Source organism: Rhizobium sp. NLR22b (assembly GCF_019685295.1).
Lineage (GTDB): Bacteria > Pseudomonadota > Alphaproteobacteria > Rhizobiales > Rhizobiaceae > Rhizobium.
On the sequence record NZ_JABDWM010000011.1, the window covers coordinates 1 to 17,306 of the forward strand.

The 17,306-nt window shown below is 60.8% G+C and carries 12 protein-coding genes and 2 pseudogenes; 11 read left to right on the forward strand and 3 right to left on the reverse strand.

Features of this window, described 5'->3' with window-relative positions:
- Positions 1–239: transposase (locus HJC00_RS18265; RefSeq protein ID WP_405048794.1), on the forward strand; the 239-nt coding region annotated here is incomplete at its 5' end.
- 135 nt (positions 240–374) lie between these two features.
- A pseudogene (locus HJC00_RS18270) lies at positions 375–701 on the forward strand (ISNCY family transposase); the annotation flags it as partial.
- A gap of 67 nt (positions 702–768) precedes the next feature.
- Here HJC00_RS18270 and HJC00_RS18275 read toward each other — a convergent pair.
- The 3 genes and pseudogenes from HJC00_RS18275 to HJC00_RS33160 all read right to left on the reverse strand — a co-directional run bounded on the left by HJC00_RS18275 (position 769) and on the right by HJC00_RS33160 (position 7,881).
- The gene (locus HJC00_RS18275; protein WP_210633343.1) at positions 769–984 is read right to left on the reverse strand and encodes a hypothetical protein; all 216 of its coding nucleotides are present in this window, start codon (positions 982–984) and stop codon (positions 769–771) included.
- Between the two features lie 272 nt (positions 985–1,256).
- Complete coding sequence (locus tag HJC00_RS18280; RefSeq protein WP_210633342.1) at positions 1,257–1,883, reverse strand: response regulator transcription factor; 627 nt, start codon at positions 1,881–1,883, stop codon at positions 1,257–1,259.
- A gap of 50 nt (positions 1,884–1,933) precedes the next feature.
- Positions 1,934–7,881: pseudogene (locus HJC00_RS33160) on the reverse strand (AAA family ATPase).
- A gap of 815 nt (positions 7,882–8,696) precedes the next feature.
- Between HJC00_RS33160 and HJC00_RS18290 the strand changes: the two are divergent.
- From HJC00_RS18290 to HJC00_RS18330, 9 genes are all read left to right on the forward strand, one after another.
- The gene (locus tag HJC00_RS18290) at positions 8,697–8,990 is read left to right on the forward strand and encodes an acylphosphatase (RefSeq protein ID WP_221147172.1); all 294 of its coding nucleotides are present in this window, start codon (positions 8,697–8,699) and stop codon (positions 8,988–8,990) included.
- Between the two features lie 121 nt (positions 8,991–9,111).
- The gene (locus tag HJC00_RS18295; RefSeq protein WP_221164442.1) at positions 9,112–9,750 is read left to right on the forward strand and encodes a Rieske 2Fe-2S domain-containing protein; all 639 of its coding nucleotides are present in this window, start codon (positions 9,112–9,114) and stop codon (positions 9,748–9,750) included.
- Positions 9,747–10,595 (forward strand): aromatic ring-hydroxylating dioxygenase subunit alpha, encoded by an 849-nt coding sequence (locus HJC00_RS18300; RefSeq protein ID WP_221164443.1) that lies wholly within the window; start codon positions 9,747–9,749, stop codon positions 10,593–10,595. Before HJC00_RS18295 ends, HJC00_RS18300 begins: the two co-directional genes overlap by 4 nt.
- Complete coding sequence (locus HJC00_RS18305; protein ID WP_210633334.1) at positions 10,592–11,251, forward strand: glutathione S-transferase family protein; 660 nt, start codon at positions 10,592–10,594, stop codon at positions 11,249–11,251. Before HJC00_RS18300 ends, HJC00_RS18305 begins: the two co-directional genes overlap by 4 nt.
- A gap of 1 nt (position 11,252) precedes the next feature.
- Positions 11,253–12,632 carry an amidohydrolase gene (locus HJC00_RS18310; RefSeq protein ID WP_221164444.1) on the forward strand — a complete coding sequence of 460 codons (1,380 nt, stop codon included), beginning with the start codon at positions 11,253–11,255 and terminating at the stop codon, positions 12,630–12,632.
- A 20-nt stretch (positions 12,633–12,652) separates the two neighbouring features.
- Positions 12,653–13,753: a BMP family ABC transporter substrate-binding protein gene (locus HJC00_RS18315; RefSeq protein ID WP_221164445.1), complete on the forward strand. Its 1,101-nt coding sequence runs from the start codon at positions 12,653–12,655 to the stop codon at positions 13,751–13,753.
- A 3-nt stretch (positions 13,754–13,756) separates the two neighbouring features.
- Complete coding sequence (locus HJC00_RS18320; protein ID WP_210633325.1) at positions 13,757–15,277, forward strand: ABC transporter ATP-binding protein; 1,521 nt, start codon at positions 13,757–13,759, stop codon at positions 15,275–15,277.
- Positions 15,274–16,374, forward strand: coding sequence for an ABC transporter permease (locus HJC00_RS18325; RefSeq protein ID WP_221155756.1), 1,101 nt, complete (start codon positions 15,274–15,276; stop codon positions 16,372–16,374). Before HJC00_RS18320 ends, HJC00_RS18325 begins: the two co-directional genes overlap by 4 nt.
- Positions 16,371–17,285, forward strand: coding sequence for an ABC transporter permease (locus HJC00_RS18330; protein ID WP_221147177.1), 915 nt, complete (start codon positions 16,371–16,373; stop codon positions 17,283–17,285). The genes HJC00_RS18325 and HJC00_RS18330 overlap by 4 nt, the downstream gene beginning before the upstream one ends.
- The last annotated feature ends 21 nt before the right edge of the window (positions 17,286–17,306 follow it).

The window sequence follows — 17,306 nt, forward strand, 5'->3', positions numbered from 1 at the left end:
GACTGAAGCAAGGAATGGGAACCGATGCATGGTTCTGCGATCCGTCTGCGCCCTGGCAAAAAGGCTCCGTTGAGAACATGAATCGGCGGATTCGGCGTTACCTGCCGAGGGATACTGCTGTCCTGTCAGTTCCTGATGAATCGATACGATCACTGATCGATCGGTTGAACAGTACGCCGAGAAAATGCCTTGGGTTCCGCACCCCAGCTGAAGTGTTCAGGCGTGAAGTGAACAAATGACGGCAAGCCGGGGCGGAGGACGGATTTCATGAATGATCCTGCGGTGATTGCGCCGACCAGCCCCGATCTGAGCGCTGGTCCGGGTTGCAAGATCAGATCGGGACGGGTTCGTGGCACCATCGGCTTTAGCTTTGAGACTATGCGCTGACGCTGGTTCGTGAACGTCATGCGGGCTTCGGCCCGACGCTGGCGGCCGAGAAGCTTGCCGAGCGCGATAGATTGCGTGTGTCGCGCGAGACGTTGCGCGGCTGGATGTCGGAGATTCTGGCTGTCGCGCAAGCCACGGCGGACGTTTCATCAGCCACGATTACGGCGCGAAGCCTGTGGCGAGCCGGTGCAGATCGACGGGGCCGAGCACCGCTGGTTTCAGATCGTCGAGATCCGTGCTCGCTGTTGGTGTTTGTCGATGATGCGACAGGCAAGTTGATGCAGTGTTGCGGTTCGTGCTCTTGGAGCGCCTTTCGCCGGGACTGCACGCTCGAGCGACCGACGATGACGGCCGGTTCGCCATACGATGGCGATCGAACAGTTACTGTCGTCTTCGATCGCGGTGCTCCATCTCGGCAGGCGCAAGGATAGCATGAGATTCTGCACGGTTCAGCATGTTGACCAATTCTTCGCCCTCATCGGCGGTAAGCATGTCCATAACGAAGCCATCGACGAGAGCTTTCCGGTCTGAAACCGTATCGATTACCGTCCAGTAGATGTTCAGGTTCTTCTGCAGGGCGTATCTCTGGTTTTGCATGGATCATACCTTTCCACGATCTTTCGGTTACTCGCGTTGCGTCAACATCGATGAGCGTCCGTCCAATGGTAGGGATGCGCCGACCCGACGCAGATTCTTGCACCGAGACGTGATAACGTCCGTCTTGTCTCTGCATGTTTTTTCAGCTGGTAAGAGGATAGAGCCGACGGCCTTCGGAACGTATTGCCGAATGAGATAAGCGACCAGCCGAATTGAAGCCCCGACTATCCACCCGTGGCAGGCGCCCGATACTTTGGTCTAGATATGTGAGCCTACCGGACCCACGCCGGCTTCGTCGTCAATCCGAGGCTGTCCGCCATCCGGACCAGGTCAACGAGAGATCTCGCCTGCATCTTCTGCATGACGTGGCCGCGGTGAACCTTGACGGTTACCTCGCTCAAGCCCACTTGAGCAGCGATTTGCTTGTTGACGCTGCCCGCGACCACCAGGTTCATGATCTCGCGCTCGCGCGGCGTCAAGGAATCATAGCGGGACCGCAGCTCGGCAATGAGCGCGACTTCCTGCCTCCGAGCGCAGTCGCGCTCGATCCCGGCATAGGCGGCATCGAGCAATTCCTGCTCGCGCAGCGGCTTCGTCAGGAATTCGATGGCGCCGGCTTTCATCGCCCGCACAGAGATCGGAATGTCGCTGTGGGCACTGATAAAAATGACCGGAAGCTCAATTCCAAGGGAAGTGAGCATGCTCTGAAATTCCAGGCCGCTCCGCCCCGGCAGCCTTACATCGAGAATGATACAGCCCGGAACGTCAGGGCGCTTGCTGTCCAAAAACTCCTGGCTGGAAGCGAATGTCAGTACCTCAAGTCCAACCGAGCGCAGGAGATCGCCGAGGCCTTCGCGGACAGATGCGTCATCATCAATGATGTAGACAATCTCCTTCATCCATGTCCCCAAGTTTCGCGCCGGTCAGGCGCCGCCCCGGACATGGATCATTATTTCTCCTCGGTTGGTAATGTAAACTGAAAAATGGCACCGTGGGGCGCGTTTGGCGTGGCCCAGAGTTGGCCTTTGTGAGCCTCTATGATCGAACGACTGATCGTCAGGCCCATGCCCATACCCTTGGGTTTGGTACTGTAGAACGCCTCGAATATATCGCCGATCTTCGCCAGGTCGAGGATAGGGCCGCTATCGCGGACTGCCACTAAAACGGTATTGGGTGCTGCCTTTTCAGTGCTCACGATGAGTTCGCGCGCTCCTTTTGGCATCGCCGCCATCGCGTCGTTGGCGTTCATGATAAGGTTCAGGATCACCTGCTGGATCTGCACTTGGTCCCCCACGATCGGGGGCAAGCCGTCGGTAAGGTTTGTACGAAGCGACACCGCACTGCGTTCGAGGTCCGTGGACACCAGCGCAATCGTCTCGGACACGATATCGTTGATGTTCAGCCGGTCCCGGCGTTCGGGTGATTTCTTCGCCATTGCCCGAATCCGGTCGATGACCTCGGATGCGCGAAAAGCGTCGCTGATCATGCGCTCGATGGCGCGACGGGCGGAGACGATGTCACGAGGATCAGCGTCGAGATAGCGAAGGCAGGCATTGCCGCTGCTGACCAGCCCGGTGAGCGGCTGTCTGACCTCGTGGGCGATGGAGGCTACAAGTTCTCCCATGGTGGTGAGCCTGCTTACATGGGCAAGTTCTGCTCGCGCAAGCTGAATAGCATCCTCGGCTTGCCTGCGGTCGGCGATGTCACGCGCCAGCGAAAGACGAAACCATTGCTCTTCCTGTCGGAATTTGCCGACGCGAACCTCGACCGGAAACGTTGTTCCGTTCTTGCGCCGGTGGAGCGTTTCGAAAGTCATTGGCTGTCCTGCGTCGACGCGATCCACCAATGTCGCAAGAGCCTTTTCGTCGATAGCTCCGTCAAAGTCGCGCGGGTGCATGCCAATCAATTCCTCCCGGGTGTAACCGAGGCTTTCACAGGCTTGGCGGTTGACGTCTATGACGATCAGATCATCCGTATGGAGGAAAAAGGCATCGGTGGCATGGTCGACGAAGGTCCGAAAACGAGTTTCGCTTGCTCGAAGCCTCTCCTCTGCTCGCTTGCTCTCGGACAGGTCGAGCACGAAGGCCACGGCCTGGCTCCCGGCCCCCTCGAAACTTGCCTCACCGATCATCACGGGTACGTGACCGCCATCCTTTCGCTGATACTCCTTTTCAAAGGGGCGGGCGCTGCCGGTCACTCTCAGCTCGGCCTCGGCTTCGGCGTCACGCTCGCGCCATTCCGGCGGCGTCAGCTCTTTATCGATGATCTGACCGGCCAAGAGTTCGTCACGGCTGTAGCCCACCATTTGCAGGAACGCCTCGTTGGCCTCGATAATCCGACCTTCGATATCCCGGATAAAAATTCCGATGATGTTCGCTTCGACAAGCCGGCCTATTCGCGCTTCACGTTCTGCCAGGTCTCGGTAAAGTCCGGTTATTTCGAGCGTGCTGGCGGCTTGCGAGGCGATCAGCTTCAACACCGGAATGCGCCCTGGCGCGAAGACACGGCCCGCCAGAGTGTTTTCCAGATAAAGCGCACCGATCAGCTTGGCGTGATTGATCAGCGGCAAACAGAGAATGGATCTGGCCGCGCGATAGCGAATATAGGGATCGTCCGCAAAGGCGTTTTCAGCCGACGCATCGTCGAGGCTGACGATTTCCCGCATACGCAGGACGTAATTGAGAACTGACTCCGGCATCACGCCGGCGATGGCCTCATTACGCAACTCTATGAGGACCGCTTCGCCGTGGATCGTCGCCTCAGCGGCAATCCGCGGTTCGCCGCCACGCGACAGGATCAGAAGGCCACGTTCGGCTCCGGCCTGCTCGACGGCCATTCGCAGGACCGTATCGATCAGCTTCTCGACGACGATTTCGCTGGAAACGGCTTGCGACACCTTGATGACGGTGGCGAGGTCGAGATGCTCGATCGGCGCTTCGATCGTGCTTGTTGCAGCCGGTGCCGATTGTCCATCGCGCAGTTGGGGATAGGCTTCTTCGAGCTGCCGCACCTTGCCGTCGGCTCCCCAACTGAGATAACAGCGACGGGCGTTTTGAAGATAGAGGCGAGCAATCTGATCGAAGCCGCGCGCCCGGTAAAAGGCGGAAGCGCGCTCATACGCAATCGCTTCATCGTGTGGGAGCGCGTGCGCATGCGCCAACTGGATCGCCTGTTCATAGAGGCGCTCGGCATGCAACTCGCGGCCTCCCAGGCGGGCGATCTCTGCGCCAAGCAATTTTGCGCGGCTTGCGAAATTCTCCGGGCAGTGTGCGGCCCAAGTGTCGAGCTGGCGGCGGTGAGCGCGCATGGCCTTGCGATAAAGAGCTGTTTCAGTAGTCGATCCTTGCAAAGCAGAGGCCAATGAAAGGCCGGTGTAGAAGTGATATTCCGCCCGCTCGAAAATAGCAGGAGTCATCCAGAGGAGGCTTTCTGCTTTCGCCGCTGCCGAAAGTCTGTGAGGGTATCCCCGGCAAATACACAAGCCTGCAGCTTGCGGATCCAGTACAAGCAACTGCCCGGCTTGCCGTCGGTCTTAAGTTCGAATTGCTGCTCGTCGAACCCTTCATCGTTGAAGCATCCGAAGATTGGCGTCAGCCCGCGAAGCGTTCGGATGAGTTGCAGCTGCCCGCTGATGAAACCGACGGCGACTCCAAAGCCGGCCTGACGCGCGAAGTCCAGGCCGGCTTCCGCATCGCGATGAACCTGCGAGAGGGGCTCGCCGGCGGCCAGAAGATAAGTCACAAGATTATTTCGGCTTAAGACGGCATAGGTGAGATCGCCGACCTGCTGTGCCGTTTCTAATACGCGCTGCGCAAGCGCACGGCCGGTGCGGACATGACGCGATGACGATTTCGCAAGGTTGCCGAAGGCGAGGTAGACCCGTGCCTTCAGGCGTTCCATTCCAGGCTGTTCCGTCAGGTCCAGTCCCAGCAGGCCGAACCGAAAACCGGCTTCATAATTGCCAAAATACGGCCCGAGCACCGTGCCCACGGCAGTGAAGGCATAAGGCGATGTGTCGCTGTTGCCGTGCTTGAGGCTGAGGTTGCCCATTCGCCCGATAATGAGGCAGCGCAGATTCTCGTTGGTAAACAGGGCCGGAGTAACAAGTGAAGTCAGAACGTCCATGGTCGCGAGCGCGACAGGGTCCGCCATTGGGGGCGAGTTAAGCAGCGCTTCGATAGGGCGGCCTCCCAGTTGTCGCCAAAGCCGCGCGTATTCCTGGCGCACCTGGCTCCTGGTCGGGTGGGACGACCACGAAATGCCGACCCGGTGCAGGTAGTCGAGGCCGAATATGATGGCCTGATCGCTCCGACCCAGGCTCATGAAAAGGTCGACGCGCAGGCGCGTGACGCGGGCCAGATCGGCGAGGCTGGCGGCTCGGCTTGCTAATTCTGCAAGGCGGGCCTGCGCCTCCGCCGGTGCCCCAGTCAAGAATTCGCATTCGGCCCTGTGGAGTTCGAGGGCGAAAGCGAGTTCGTATCGGCGCTCCCAGGCATCGTCCGGCAGGTAAGCCGCACCCGTGCCGGCATAGGTCAGCGCCGATTCGTATGCAGCCGACGCCTTGGCGCGGCGAGTGGCAAGCAGGTTCAGGTCCGCGAGACGCTCGCGCTCTTCGCCGGGCGCGATGAGCGCGCCGCCGCAGTTGAGTTGGCCGACAATCTCGAAAATATTCTCCTCGAGTGCCTGCGGCGGCGTATGCATCAGCAGGAGGCGGCCAATGGAAAGATGCGCTGCCGCCCGCTCGTCTTCAGGGATCAGCCCATAGGCGGCCTCCTGCACACGATCGTGCAGGAAGCGGTATGATGACCCCTCTTCAAGCAGCACGAGTCCGGCCCGCGCCGCGGCCCAAAAGGCTGCATGAACCGCGTCGTGATTTTCGCTCCTGATCAAAGCCAGGGTATCAACCGCCGCGTGATTGCCGAGACACGCCAGCATGTTCAGGGCAGCCTGCGTGATATCGGGCAGGCGCCGCAGCTTGCTTAGCATCAGATCCGCGACGTTATCGGTATAGCCTTTGGCTCTTATGCGATCGAGATCCCAATCCCAGTGCGTCTGTTCGCGATTGAATTCCAGCAGGCCTTCGTCCGGCAGGGTGCTCAGGAACTGGAGCGCGAAGAAGGGATTGCCTCCGCTCTTCTTGTGCACTAGTCGAGCAAGCGGCTGGACACGGCTGCTTCCGCAATGAAGAGCGTCGGCCAGCATCCGGGTCAGATCTTCCAGCCTAAGGGGTGTCAGCACGATTTCATGCACCTGGGCACCGGCCTCCCGGATCGCTGCCAGCCGGCGGATCAGCGGATGGGTGGACGATACTTCGTTGTCGCGATAGGCGCCGATGAGCAGCAGGTGACGCATGTCCTGCTGGGTGCACAAATCTTCAAGCAGATCGAGCGTTGCTGCGTCCAACCATTGGAGATCGTCTAAAAACAGCGTGAGCGGATGTTCTGCTGTGGCAAACACGCGCAGTAGGCGCCTAATGTTCAATTGGAAGCGGCGTTTGGCGTCCTGAGGCGGCAGATCCGCAACCGCCGGAAGCCGGCCGATGAGAGATTCAAGTTCCGGAATAAGCGGTGCCAGCAGCCGACCGCTCGCGCCCAGTACTTTGGTTAAAGCAGCGCGCCAGGGCGCGAGTTCCGCTTCACTCTTGCCCAGCAGCACTCGGACGAGGCCTTGCAGGGCCTGCGCTACGCTCGCATAAGGAATGTGGCGCTGGTTCTGGTCGAATTTGCCGGAGGCAAACAGCCCACGCAGCGGCACGAGCGCGCGGTGGAGCTCATTCACGACCATGGATTTGCCCACGCCGGCATGACCCGAAACCAGCACCAGCGTCGGCCCGGCGCCTGCGACGACCCGGTCGAATGCGGAGGTTAGGGCGGCGATTTCGCGTTCGCGACCGTAGGGCCGCTCGGGAATCACCAGTCTGTCCGGCACATCGCGTGTCCCGAGCGGAAATTCTGCAATCCGCCCATGCTTCTCGCTCTGGACGAGGGCACGTCGCAGATCCGCCTCTAGCCCTGCGGCCGTCTGGTAGCGTTCCTCTGCGTTCTTGGCGAGCAGCTTCATCACGATTGCCGAGATAACGCCTGGTAGCTCTCTGACACGCTCGGACGGCGGCACCGGTCGCTTGGCAACATGGCAGTGCACCCATTCCATCGGCTCCGAAGCGGTGAACGGCAACTGGCCGGTGATCATTTCGTAGAGCGTGATGCCGACGGCGTAGAGGTCACTACGCGAGTCCACCGACCGGTTCATGCGCCCGGTCTGTTCGGGCGCCATGTATGCGAGGCTGCCAGCAATGACCTCAGGGGGCTCGGCGGCCTGGCGCTCACGAGAAAGATGCGACGCCACTCCGAAGCCCGTGAGACGGACCCGCCCTTCCGTCTCGTCCGCCAATATATTCGCCGGCTTGATGTCCCTGTGAATGAGGCCGCATCCGTGAGCCTTGCCGACTGCCGCCGCAATGCCCTTGGCAAGACGCAAAAAGACGGTGAGTTCGGCGGCCATGCCATGGCTGTGCCGTCCCATCAACTGCGGGAGGGGCACGCCGCCGCAATCTTCGAGGACGAGCACGACACGACCGTTTTCCGTTGTGAAATCCAGCGGTTTGGCTGCCCACTCCCGGTCGAGTTCGTCTTTCAGGCGATATTCGTGGGCCAGTCTGTCGAGGCTGGTTCGGCTGGGATGTTCGGCTGCAAGCTGCACCCTCAGAACGGCTTTTGATGCGCCGTTGCCGCTCCGGATCAGCTCTCGTGTAAAGATGCGATCGCCGTCACTCCAGGATGATTGTGGCTCGTAGTGCCGAAGGTCAGTCGAAGTCTGCTGGCCGACGGAAGCGAGAGCGCGCTTCCGTCCGAACATGTTTTTCCTGGTCTTCTGCGCATCTTTGACCGTGTCGTCCATTGCACACCGCTCGCTTCGATGCTGCCCGCATACGATCGGAGGTGCAGGCATCGCAGACCCAATCAAGCTTCACCGACTTTCCTCTCATGTCAACGAGCCTATGCTTCGGATTATTGAGGGGGTCGCATCTCTGCTGATCTTCCCGACTCAGGTTCCAGTGCATGTTGTTAAGGCAGGTCCGCGAAGAGCAAAGCTGCGGCAATGCGGTTTCATGCTATAAGAGGCGCCGCGCCGGCAGGGGTGAAGGTCTTGCGGTCAAGCAAAACGCCGGCGCGGCAAGTCGGCCCGTGATGGGAGGGCGTTTTGCTTTAGGGCCGTTGCAACATTAACTCTGCCTGGAGCGCCCCCGCTATTATGCCGAAGTATATTTGTTTAGCCCTTTCGCCCGATTTCCTAAACGAGACCCATTATGCCGGATGTATCAGGTCGCCCTCTTCGTGCTGATCACCCAGTCGCTAGACTAGCATTCGATGCCGGCGGATCCCGTTGGAAGCTATCGGCAGCGAGCGGCGCAACCTCTATAAGTCTGCAAGAAAGTCCGGCGATTACCTCAACATAATCGACGCCGGCTGCAATGGGAGACGGATCGCGCCACGGGCGATCCCGGAATGGTCTGCTTTTCGTGCAGTTGAGTTCGGACGAACGCCGAGTGATAGCGCAGATGCATGCCAAGAAGATCTGGCAGGCAGAGATTGCACGCACCCTCAGCCGTGATCGCTCGAACGATCCAGGAACGCCCCTTATGCCCCTTATGCCCCTTTCGCAACGACGGCGAATTGCTATGCTGTTTATCGCAGGTCGAACGAGAGAATTCCATGACACGATCACGGCAGAACGAGCTACGCGAACGGATCGCGATCCTTGGCGACGTCAGTTCCGCCTCATTCGTCCCGTGGATACGCCGCCATGCCGACAAGCTCGGCCTTTCCCAAGATTTTTTGCAGGCCGGCGCCGAGCGGATCGAACTCGAGGTCGCAGGGCCTGTCGAGCTGATCGACATGCTGGAAATGGCGTGTTCGTTGGGGCCAATCGATGTCTGGGTCGACGAGATTCAGCGCAGGATTGTAGATCCCATCTCTACACCGAAGTCGGAACGCCATCCGACTTGATGCCCTTAATTTGATCATTGTTGCCAATGCGAATTTTTTATGCAAGCGTCAGAAACCGGGGTTGCACCGACACCAAGCTCGCAGGCGCCAGCCCCCTGGTAAGATTGAGGAATTGACCGTCATGCCTTCCGATACGACCGGCTCCTGGACGCCTGTCGCCCTTTCTGCCGATCTGCCTCCGGCAAGCGTCATTCCGGCCTGGACGCCGGCAGGATCGATCGCTCTCTGGCGCAGCCGGTCCGGGCGCGCATCAGCTTCTTCGGATCGCTGTCCGCATCGCGGGATGCGACTGTCGCACGGCTTCGTGCGGGGCGAGGCGCTCTCCTGTATCTATCATGGCTGGAGCTATTCTCCGGCGGGAGGATGCATTCGCATCCCGGCTCATCCAGACCTTGTGCCGCCGGAAACGATCCGCGTGGCAGTTCAGCGGGTCGAGGAATCAGATGGAATCGTCTGGGTCGCAGTCGGCGAGCCGGCAATGCCGCCGCCAAGCCTGGATGGTTTGGCGCCAATACGCTCGCTGACGCTTGTTGCCGACATCGTGGCAATCGAAGCAGCAGCCGGCGGCAAGGCCGCGAGCGGGTTGATCCCAGTCGCGGACCATCCATGGGTTCGGCTGTTGCCCGCGGCGCAGATCGGATGCACTCTGATACATGTCCTGGTCGAACGGGAGCGCACTGTCGCAGATCGGATTGCGGCGTCCCGCATCGCCGAAGCCCTGCGCCGCCGCGCGGAAACACCCCAGAAGGATGTCGCATGAAAGGGGCCGGTGCGATGATCGACGAATGGTACCCGGTTGGCCTCTTCAGCCAGCTCACCGGTGCAGGAAGCAGGACTGCTCTGATGGGCGAGCCCATAGAGGTGATGCGCACGGCTGATGGCGCGGCGCGGGTCACATCGGGCGATGGGCGTGCCCTGCCCGTCCGCGTCCGTTATGGTCATGTCTGGTCTTCTCTTGGCACCCCCGCCAAGGAGCTCTTCTCCATTCCCGAAGCGGATCAGCCCGGCCGCCGCTTCGTCGATGTCGGTGTCGTGCGGGTACGCTGTTCCCCCTTGAGAGCAGTCGAGAACTTCCTCGATATTGCGCATTTTCCCTTCGTCCACACCGATATACTCGGCGCCGAACCGCATACCGAAGTTCAAAATTATAAAGTCGAGATCCGCGAGGAGGAGGATGAAGTCTGGGCGACGCAGGTGAAATTCTACCAGCCGCAGGCTGCAAAGTCGGCGACCGGCGGAATAACCACCGAGTATATGTACCGCGTGCCTGCCCCGACCTGCTCGGTGCTTTACAAGACCTGCCCTCCCCGCCCGGAGGAATGGGACGTCATTACCCTATTCGTCCAGCCGCTTGCCGAAGATCTCTGTGACGTATGGCCGTGGATGGCCCTCTTCGACGACGTGACGCCAATGACGGACCTCATCCATTTTCAGCAAATGATTTTCCTGCAGGATCGATCGATCCTCGAAAACCAGATCCCGGCGCTTCTGCCGCTCGATCCGGGCATGGAAATCCCGACCAGGGCCGACCTGACCTCTATCGCTTACCGGCGCTGGCTGAAGCGCCACAATTATCTCTATGGCGCGCAGTTGGTCGCACAATGAAGCTCTACGACTACATCCTATCGCCGAGCTGTTACAAGATCCGCCTGATGGCTGCCATCCTCTGCGTCGAGCTGGATATCCGGCCGGTCGATTTCCATCCCGGCAAGGAACATCGTGGTCCTGAGCTTCTGGCCCTCAATCCGGCAGGCTCAATCCCGATCCTCGTGGATGGCGATCTGGTGCTGACAGAATCTTCGGCCATGCTCGCCTATCTCGCCGCCCGGAGCGGGCCTGACTGGCTGGGTATGAGCGCGCCTGAGGAGACCGCGCGGGTGCACCAATGGCTCTCGTTTTCGCATCGGCTGACGACAAATCTCGGCGGCGCACGGCTGCATCAGATGCTTCTGCGTCCCGGCAATATCGAAGTCCTGCAGGCACAAGGAGTCGCGGCGCTGCGCGAGCTCGAAGCCGGCCTCTTTGAGCAGCGGCTCCGCGACATGCGGTTCCTGGCTTGCGACCGTGCGACGATCGCCGACATCGCCTGTTTCCCTTATGTGGCACTGGCGCCCGACGGCGGAATCTCGCTCGATCCCTATCCGAACATTAGGCTTTGGCTGCGCGCCATCCGCAGCCTTGAAGGTTTTATCGAAATGCCCGGCATCCACCGGCTGCACGAGTTGAAACCCGACCCTCATCCCGTCAACGAGGAGACGTGAGATGGCGGGCTACCTGCTGAAGAACTGCGCAGCGATTATCGTCGACGAAGGCAACGGGCCGGCCGTGCGCCGGAACGCCGATCTGCTGACCAATGGTCCGGCGATCCAGGCGATCGGGACGAACCTGTCGCAAGAGCCCTTGCCTGCGGACACGGTCATTCAGGATGCATCAGGCTGGTTTGTCTATCCGGGTCTCGTCAACACCCATCACCACTTCTTCCAATGCTTCGTGCGCAATCGGGCCGATCTCGACTGGACGAAGCTTTCGGTTATCGAATGGCTCGACCGGGTTTATCCGATCTTCTCGCGACTGAACGAGGATTGCTTCTTTCATTCGTCGGTCACGGCCATGGCCGAGATGATCAAGCACGGCTGCACCACGGCCTTCGACCATCAATATTGCTTCCCCCGGCACGCAGGCAAACGCCTGATCGATCGTCAGTTCGAGGCGGCCGATCTTCTCGGCATGCGTTTCCACGCGGGACGCGGCGGCAACACGCTGCCGAAGTCCGAGGGCTCGACGATCCCGGACGCCATGCTGGAAACGACGGACGAGTTCATCGCCGATTGCGCCCGGCTGATCGACAGCTACCACGATGCCGGCGCCTTCAGCATGCGGCAGGTGGTCGTCGCGCCTTGCCAGCCCGTCAATTGCCACCGCGAAACCTTCGTCGAGTCGGTCGCGCTCGCCCGAGATCGCGGCGTCCGACTGCACACGCATGTCGGTGAAGGCGAAAGCCCGGTCATCCAGGCGCGGCATGGAATGCGGACGGTCGACTACTGCGCCGAACTCGGCTTTGCCGGGCCTGACAGCTTTTATGCCCACTGCTGGGAGCTGACACACGACGAATTACGCAAGATGGCGGCAAGCGGCACGGGTGTCTCCCATTGCCCCGAACCGGTCTATCTGGTCGGCGCCGAAGTGACGGACATTCCCGCTATGGCCGCTTTCGGCCTACGTATTGGCCTCGGTTGCGATGGCGCGGCCTCGAACGACAATTCCAACCTTATGCACTGCATCCACTCTGCCTATATGCTGCAATGCCTGACGGCCTCGACGCGCGCCCATCCGATTCCAGCGCCCGTCGATTTCCTGAGCTACGCGACCACGGGTGGCGCAAGCCTGCTTGGCCGCAGCGATATCGGCCGCCTTGCTCCCGGCATGGCCGCCGACCTCTTCGCCATCGATACCAGGCGCATGGATTATGTCGGAACCCGCCACGACCCGTTGAGCCTGATTGCCAAGGTGGGGATCGGCATGCCGACCGATTTGACCATGATCAACGGGCGCATCGTCTGGCAGGCCGGCGAATTTACCGGCCTCGACGAAGCTCAGCTTTTCGCCGCCGCGGAAGCGGCGCTCGAGACAGTCGAATTCTAAAACCAAAAGAGGGAACTGACATGACCAACGATTTCACCCGCAGAAAACTTATGAAGAGCGCGGCGGCTGCCGGTCTCGCGACGGCCTTTGCCGGCCGCTCAGCGCTTGCCGCCGACGAACCGCTCGGCATCGCGCTCGTCGTTCCCTCGCCTATCGGCGACGTCGGCTGGGGTCATGCGCTTGCCGCCGGCATCGATCCGATCAAGGCCGCCTATGGCGACAAGCTGAAGGTCACGGTCATCGAAAACATCGCCGAGGGCCCGGACGCCGACCGCATCATGAACAAGACCGTTGCCGACGGAAACCATTTCCTGATCGCCGGCTCCTTCGGCTATCAGAATGGCGCGCTGCAGATTGCCCGCCGCAATCCGAAGGTGACCGTCCTACATGCTTCAGGCTTCCAGGTCGCACCGAACTTCTCGCCCTTCGCCGCCAAATATTTTCAGGGAACCTACCTGTTCGGCATGGCGGCGGCGGCCCTTTCCAAGAGCGGCAAACTCGGCTCGGTGTCAGCCTTTGCCATTCCTGAGCTGATCACCTCCGTCAACGCCTTCACGCTCGGCGCCCAGGCCGTCAAGCCGGATATCGAAGTGTCTGTCGTCTGGGTCAATTCCTGGTTCGATCCGGCCAAGGAGCAGGAAGCCGCCAAGGCGCTGATCTCTCAGGGCTGCGACGTGATCTTCTCGAATGCGCAGGATACCCCTTCGGTGATCTCGGCCTGCGAGGAAGCCGGCGTCTATGCCTTCAACCTCAACTCGTCGATGAAGAAATATGCCGAGAAGACCTATCTGGGTTGCATCGCCACCGACTGGTCGCCCTTCTTTAAGGCGTCGGTCGACGCCCATCTTGCCGGCACCTTCAAGGGCGCCAACGCCTTCCTCGGCGTTGCCGACAAGGTTGTCCAGGTCGTCGATTGGAACCCGGCAATCCCGGCCGATATTATGACCAGGATCAAGGAAATCGAGGCCAAGATTGCCGATGGCAGCTTCTCGCCGTTTACCGGTCCGATCACCAAGGCTGGTGGGAGCGAAGGTGTCGCTTCGGGGACCACGGCGACGGACGCCCAGATCGTCGCGATGGACTGGCACGTCAAGGGTGTCACGACGCCGCTGCCGAAGTAAGCCATGCCGAGCCCGCTCCTGTCGCTGCGCGGCATTACCAAGAGCTACGGCCCGGTCGATGCCAATCAGCAGATCGATCTCGACGTCGCTCCACGATCCATCCATGCCATCCTCGGAGAAAACGGGGCTGGCAAGTCGACGCTGATGAAGCTGATCTACGGCGTCGAGCAGCCGGACAGCGGCACCGTCGCATGGAACGGGAAAGCCCTTAGCCTTGCCTCTCCCGCAGAGGCAAGGCGAGCCGGTATCGGCATGGTGTTCCAGCATTTCTCGCTGTTCGAGAGCCTGACGGTCGTGGAGAATATCCGCCTGATCGTGTCCGGCAAGAAGAGCGAGCTTGCAGAGCGCGTTCGCAAGCTCGGGCATGAGTTCAGCCTCGAGGTCGATCCACACGCTCATATCCATTCGCTTTCCGTCGGCGAGAGGCAGCGGGTGGAAATCATCCGTTGCCTGATGACCGATCCGAAACTGCTCATCCTTGATGAGCCCACCTCGGTGCTGCCGCCGCAGGCGGTGGAAAAGCTCTTCGAAACATTGCGCCGGCTGCGGGACGGCGGCGTGTCCATCCTGTTCATCTCTCACAAGCTGGAAGAAATCCAGTCGCTCTGCGATCGCGCCACGATCTTGCGCGGCGGTCGGGTGACCGGCCACGTCGATCCCCGCGAACACGATGCCCACGAGCTTGCCCGCTTGATGATCGGCCGCGACATGCCGGAACCCATGCCTGCGCTGCCTTTGGGAGAAGGTGAAAAGCGGCTGGAACTTGTCGGGCTCGATTACCGGGCGGATCCTTTCGCCGTGCCGCTTTCGAATGTGAGCCTGGTCGTGCGCGCCGGCGAAATCCTCGGCATTGCAGGCATTTCGGGAAATGGTCAAAGCGAACTCGCAGCGCTGATTTCGGGTGAAACCCAATTGCCGCGGGATCAACGCGACCAGATTTTCATGATGGGCCAGGATGTCGGCACGCTCGACTCCGCCGCCCGCCGACGGCTCGGTCTCGCCTTCGTCCCGGAGGACCGGCTCGGCCGCGGCGCGGTCCCTGAGATGTCGCTCACCTATAATAGCCTGCTGACCGCCCACCCGCTGAACCTTGTAAAACATGGCCTGCTTGACAAGGTGAGGGCGAAGGCCTTCACAAGTGATTGTATCCGGGACTTCGACGTGCGCACGCGCGGTCCAGGGGCAGAGGCCGGTTCGCTCTCCGGCGGCAATCTGCAGAAATTCATCGTCGGACGCGAAATCATGCTGGCGCCGAAGCTTCTTTTCCTCGCCCAGCCGACCTGGGGCGTCGATATCGGCGCGGCGGCGGCGATCCGCAAGCGCCTCATGAGTCTTCGCAACAAGGGCATGGCCGTCCTGGTCATTTCCGAAGAGCTCGAGGAACTCTTCGAACTGAGCGACTTTATACAGGTCCTGCATCACGGCACGTTGAGCCCGCCGTTGCTCACGCGTGACACCAACCCGGAGGAGATCGGCCGATACATGATCGGAGCTCAGCCGCAGCGCGAGAAAGCCACCGCATGAGCAGACCCTTCCTCGCCGCTCCGCCCATTCTCGTCCGCCGGGAGCGGGCATCGCTTGCCGCCACCCTCCTGGCGCCGCCCATAGCCCTCATCGTCACCGTCATTCTCAATCTCGGACTTTACGTCATCATGGGGCGCGATCCGGCTGCGGTCGTCTACGCGATGCTGATCGAGCCCTTCTTTTCATGGGCGTCGTTTTCCGAAGTGCTGCTGAAGACCGGACCGCTGCTCCTCATCGCGCAGGGGCTTGCGGTCGGCTTTCGTGCCAAGGTCTTCAATATCGGTGCCGAAGGACAATTCGTCCTCGGCGCGATCTTCGCCTCCGCCATTCCGATCTGGTGGCCCGGCGCAACCGGCCAGTGGATCTGGCCGCTAATGCTGCTGTTCGGCGCGATGGGCGGCGCATTCTGGGCGTCGCTCACCGCCTTCTGGCGCGTCCGGCTCAATGCCAACGAAATTCTCGTTTCCCTGATGTTGAGTTTTGTCGCCGTGCAGCTCCTCAATTATCTGCTGCTCGGCCCCTGGAAGGACCCGAACGGCTTCAATTTCCCGCAGTCCGTCATGTTCCAATATGACGCGATGGTGCCGATCCTGATTGAGGGAACGCGCGTCAATGTCGCGCTCATCCTCGCCGTTCTCCTGTCGATTGCCGCTTGGGTCTTCATGCAGAAGAGCTTCATCGGCTATAAACTGCAGGTCGGCGGACTGGCGCCGCGCGCTGCGAGCTATGCCGGATTCCGGGAGAGCGGCGCAATCTGGCTTTCGCTGCTGATCGGTGGAGCCGCAGCCGGTCTTGCCGGTGCAGCCGAAGTCGCCGGTCCGCTTGGCCAGCTGCAACGCTCGATCTCGACCGGATACGGCTATGCGGCAATTATCGTCGCCTATCTCGGCGGCCTGCACCCGGTCGGCATCGTTGTCTCAGCGATCGTCATGGCCGCGCTCTATATCGGGGGCGACAATGCGATGGTCTCCGCCAATCTGCCGGTTGCGGCGGTCCGGGTTTTCCAGGGCAGCCTGCTCCTTGCCTATCTGGTGGCCATCGCCTTCGTGCGCTACCGTCTTGCCTGGCGGTCCACATCCACCAGGAGCCCCACATGAACGCCGTCGAGTTCGTTCTGGCCGGAATGCTGGCGGCTGCGACACCCTTTCTCCTGGCCGCTCTCGGAGAACTTGTCGTCGAGCGTGCCGGCGTGCTCAATCTTGGCGTCGAGGGGCTGATGGCATTCGGCGCCGTCATCGCCTTCATCATTGTCTATCACGGCGGCGGGCATTTTCTGGCTTTTCTCGCCGCCGGCCTCGGCGGCCTGCTTCTGTCCCTGATCTTTGCGGCGATTGTCCTCGGCTTCAACGCGAACCAGGTGGCGACCGGGCTGGCGATCGGGATTCTCGGCCAGGGCCTGTCAGCGTTGTTCGGCAAAACCTATGAGAGCCTGACGGTTAAAGCTGTGCCGAAAATCGCCCTTCCCGGCCTCTCCGATATCCCCGTCATCGGCGGCCTGTTTAGCCAGGATATCGTCGTCTGGCTTTCACTGCTCGTGACTGTCGCCATCTGGGCGATGTTTGCCTATGGCAAGCTCGGCCTGATCATCCGCGCCGTCGGTGAAAACCCGAAAGCGGCGCATGCCATCGGCTATCCGGTTATCGCCATCCGATTCGCCGCGGTCGCAGTCGGCGGCATGATGGCCGGCTTTGCGGGCGCCTATGCAGCGACGATCTACACGCCGCTCTGGGCCGATGGGATGATTGCCGGTCGCGGCTGGATTGCGATTGCGCTCGTCGTCTTCGGAACCTGGCTGACCGGCCGCATCTTTCTCGGGGCATGCCTGTTCGGCGCAGTATCGCTGATGGGCCTTGCCGCCCAGGCAACCGGTCTCAACGTCTCGTCGCAGCTGCTCGCCTGCCTGCCCTATCTGGTGACGATCATCGTGCTCGGTATTATTTCGGCGGATCGCCGCCTGCTCAAACTCAATGGCGTCGCCTCGCTCGGCGAGCCGTTCGAGCGATCATGATAACGCCCGTCGAAGCGATGG

Excerpts from the sequence above, each read along its gene's own strand:
- HJC00_RS18275 (WP_210633343.1), bottom strand. The coding sequence starts at position 984 with ATGCAAAACCAGAGATACGCCCTGCAGAAGAACCTGAACATCTACTGG.
- HJC00_RS18280 (WP_210633342.1), bottom strand. The coding sequence starts at position 1,883 with ATGAAGGAGATTGTCTACATCATTGATGATGACGCATCTGTCCGCGAA.
- HJC00_RS18290 (WP_221147172.1), top strand. The coding sequence starts at position 8,697 with ATGACACGATCACGGCAGAACGAGCTACGCGAACGGATCGCGATCCTT.
- HJC00_RS18295 (WP_221164442.1), top strand. The coding sequence starts at position 9,112 with ATGCCTTCCGATACGACCGGCTCCTGGACGCCTGTCGCCCTTTCTGCC.
- HJC00_RS18300 (WP_221164443.1), top strand. The coding sequence starts at position 9,747 with ATGAAAGGGGCCGGTGCGATGATCGACGAATGGTACCCGGTTGGCCTC.
- HJC00_RS18305 (WP_210633334.1), top strand. The coding sequence starts at position 10,592 with ATGAAGCTCTACGACTACATCCTATCGCCGAGCTGTTACAAGATCCGC.
- HJC00_RS18310 (WP_221164444.1), top strand. The coding sequence starts at position 11,253 with ATGGCGGGCTACCTGCTGAAGAACTGCGCAGCGATTATCGTCGACGAA.
- HJC00_RS18315 (WP_221164445.1), top strand. The coding sequence starts at position 12,653 with ATGACCAACGATTTCACCCGCAGAAAACTTATGAAGAGCGCGGCGGCT.
- HJC00_RS18320 (WP_210633325.1), top strand. The coding sequence starts at position 13,757 with ATGCCGAGCCCGCTCCTGTCGCTGCGCGGCATTACCAAGAGCTACGGC.
- HJC00_RS18325 (WP_221155756.1), top strand. The coding sequence starts at position 15,274 with ATGAGCAGACCCTTCCTCGCCGCTCCGCCCATTCTCGTCCGCCGGGAG.
- HJC00_RS18330 (WP_221147177.1), top strand. The coding sequence starts at position 16,371 with ATGAACGCCGTCGAGTTCGTTCTGGCCGGAATGCTGGCGGCTGCGACA.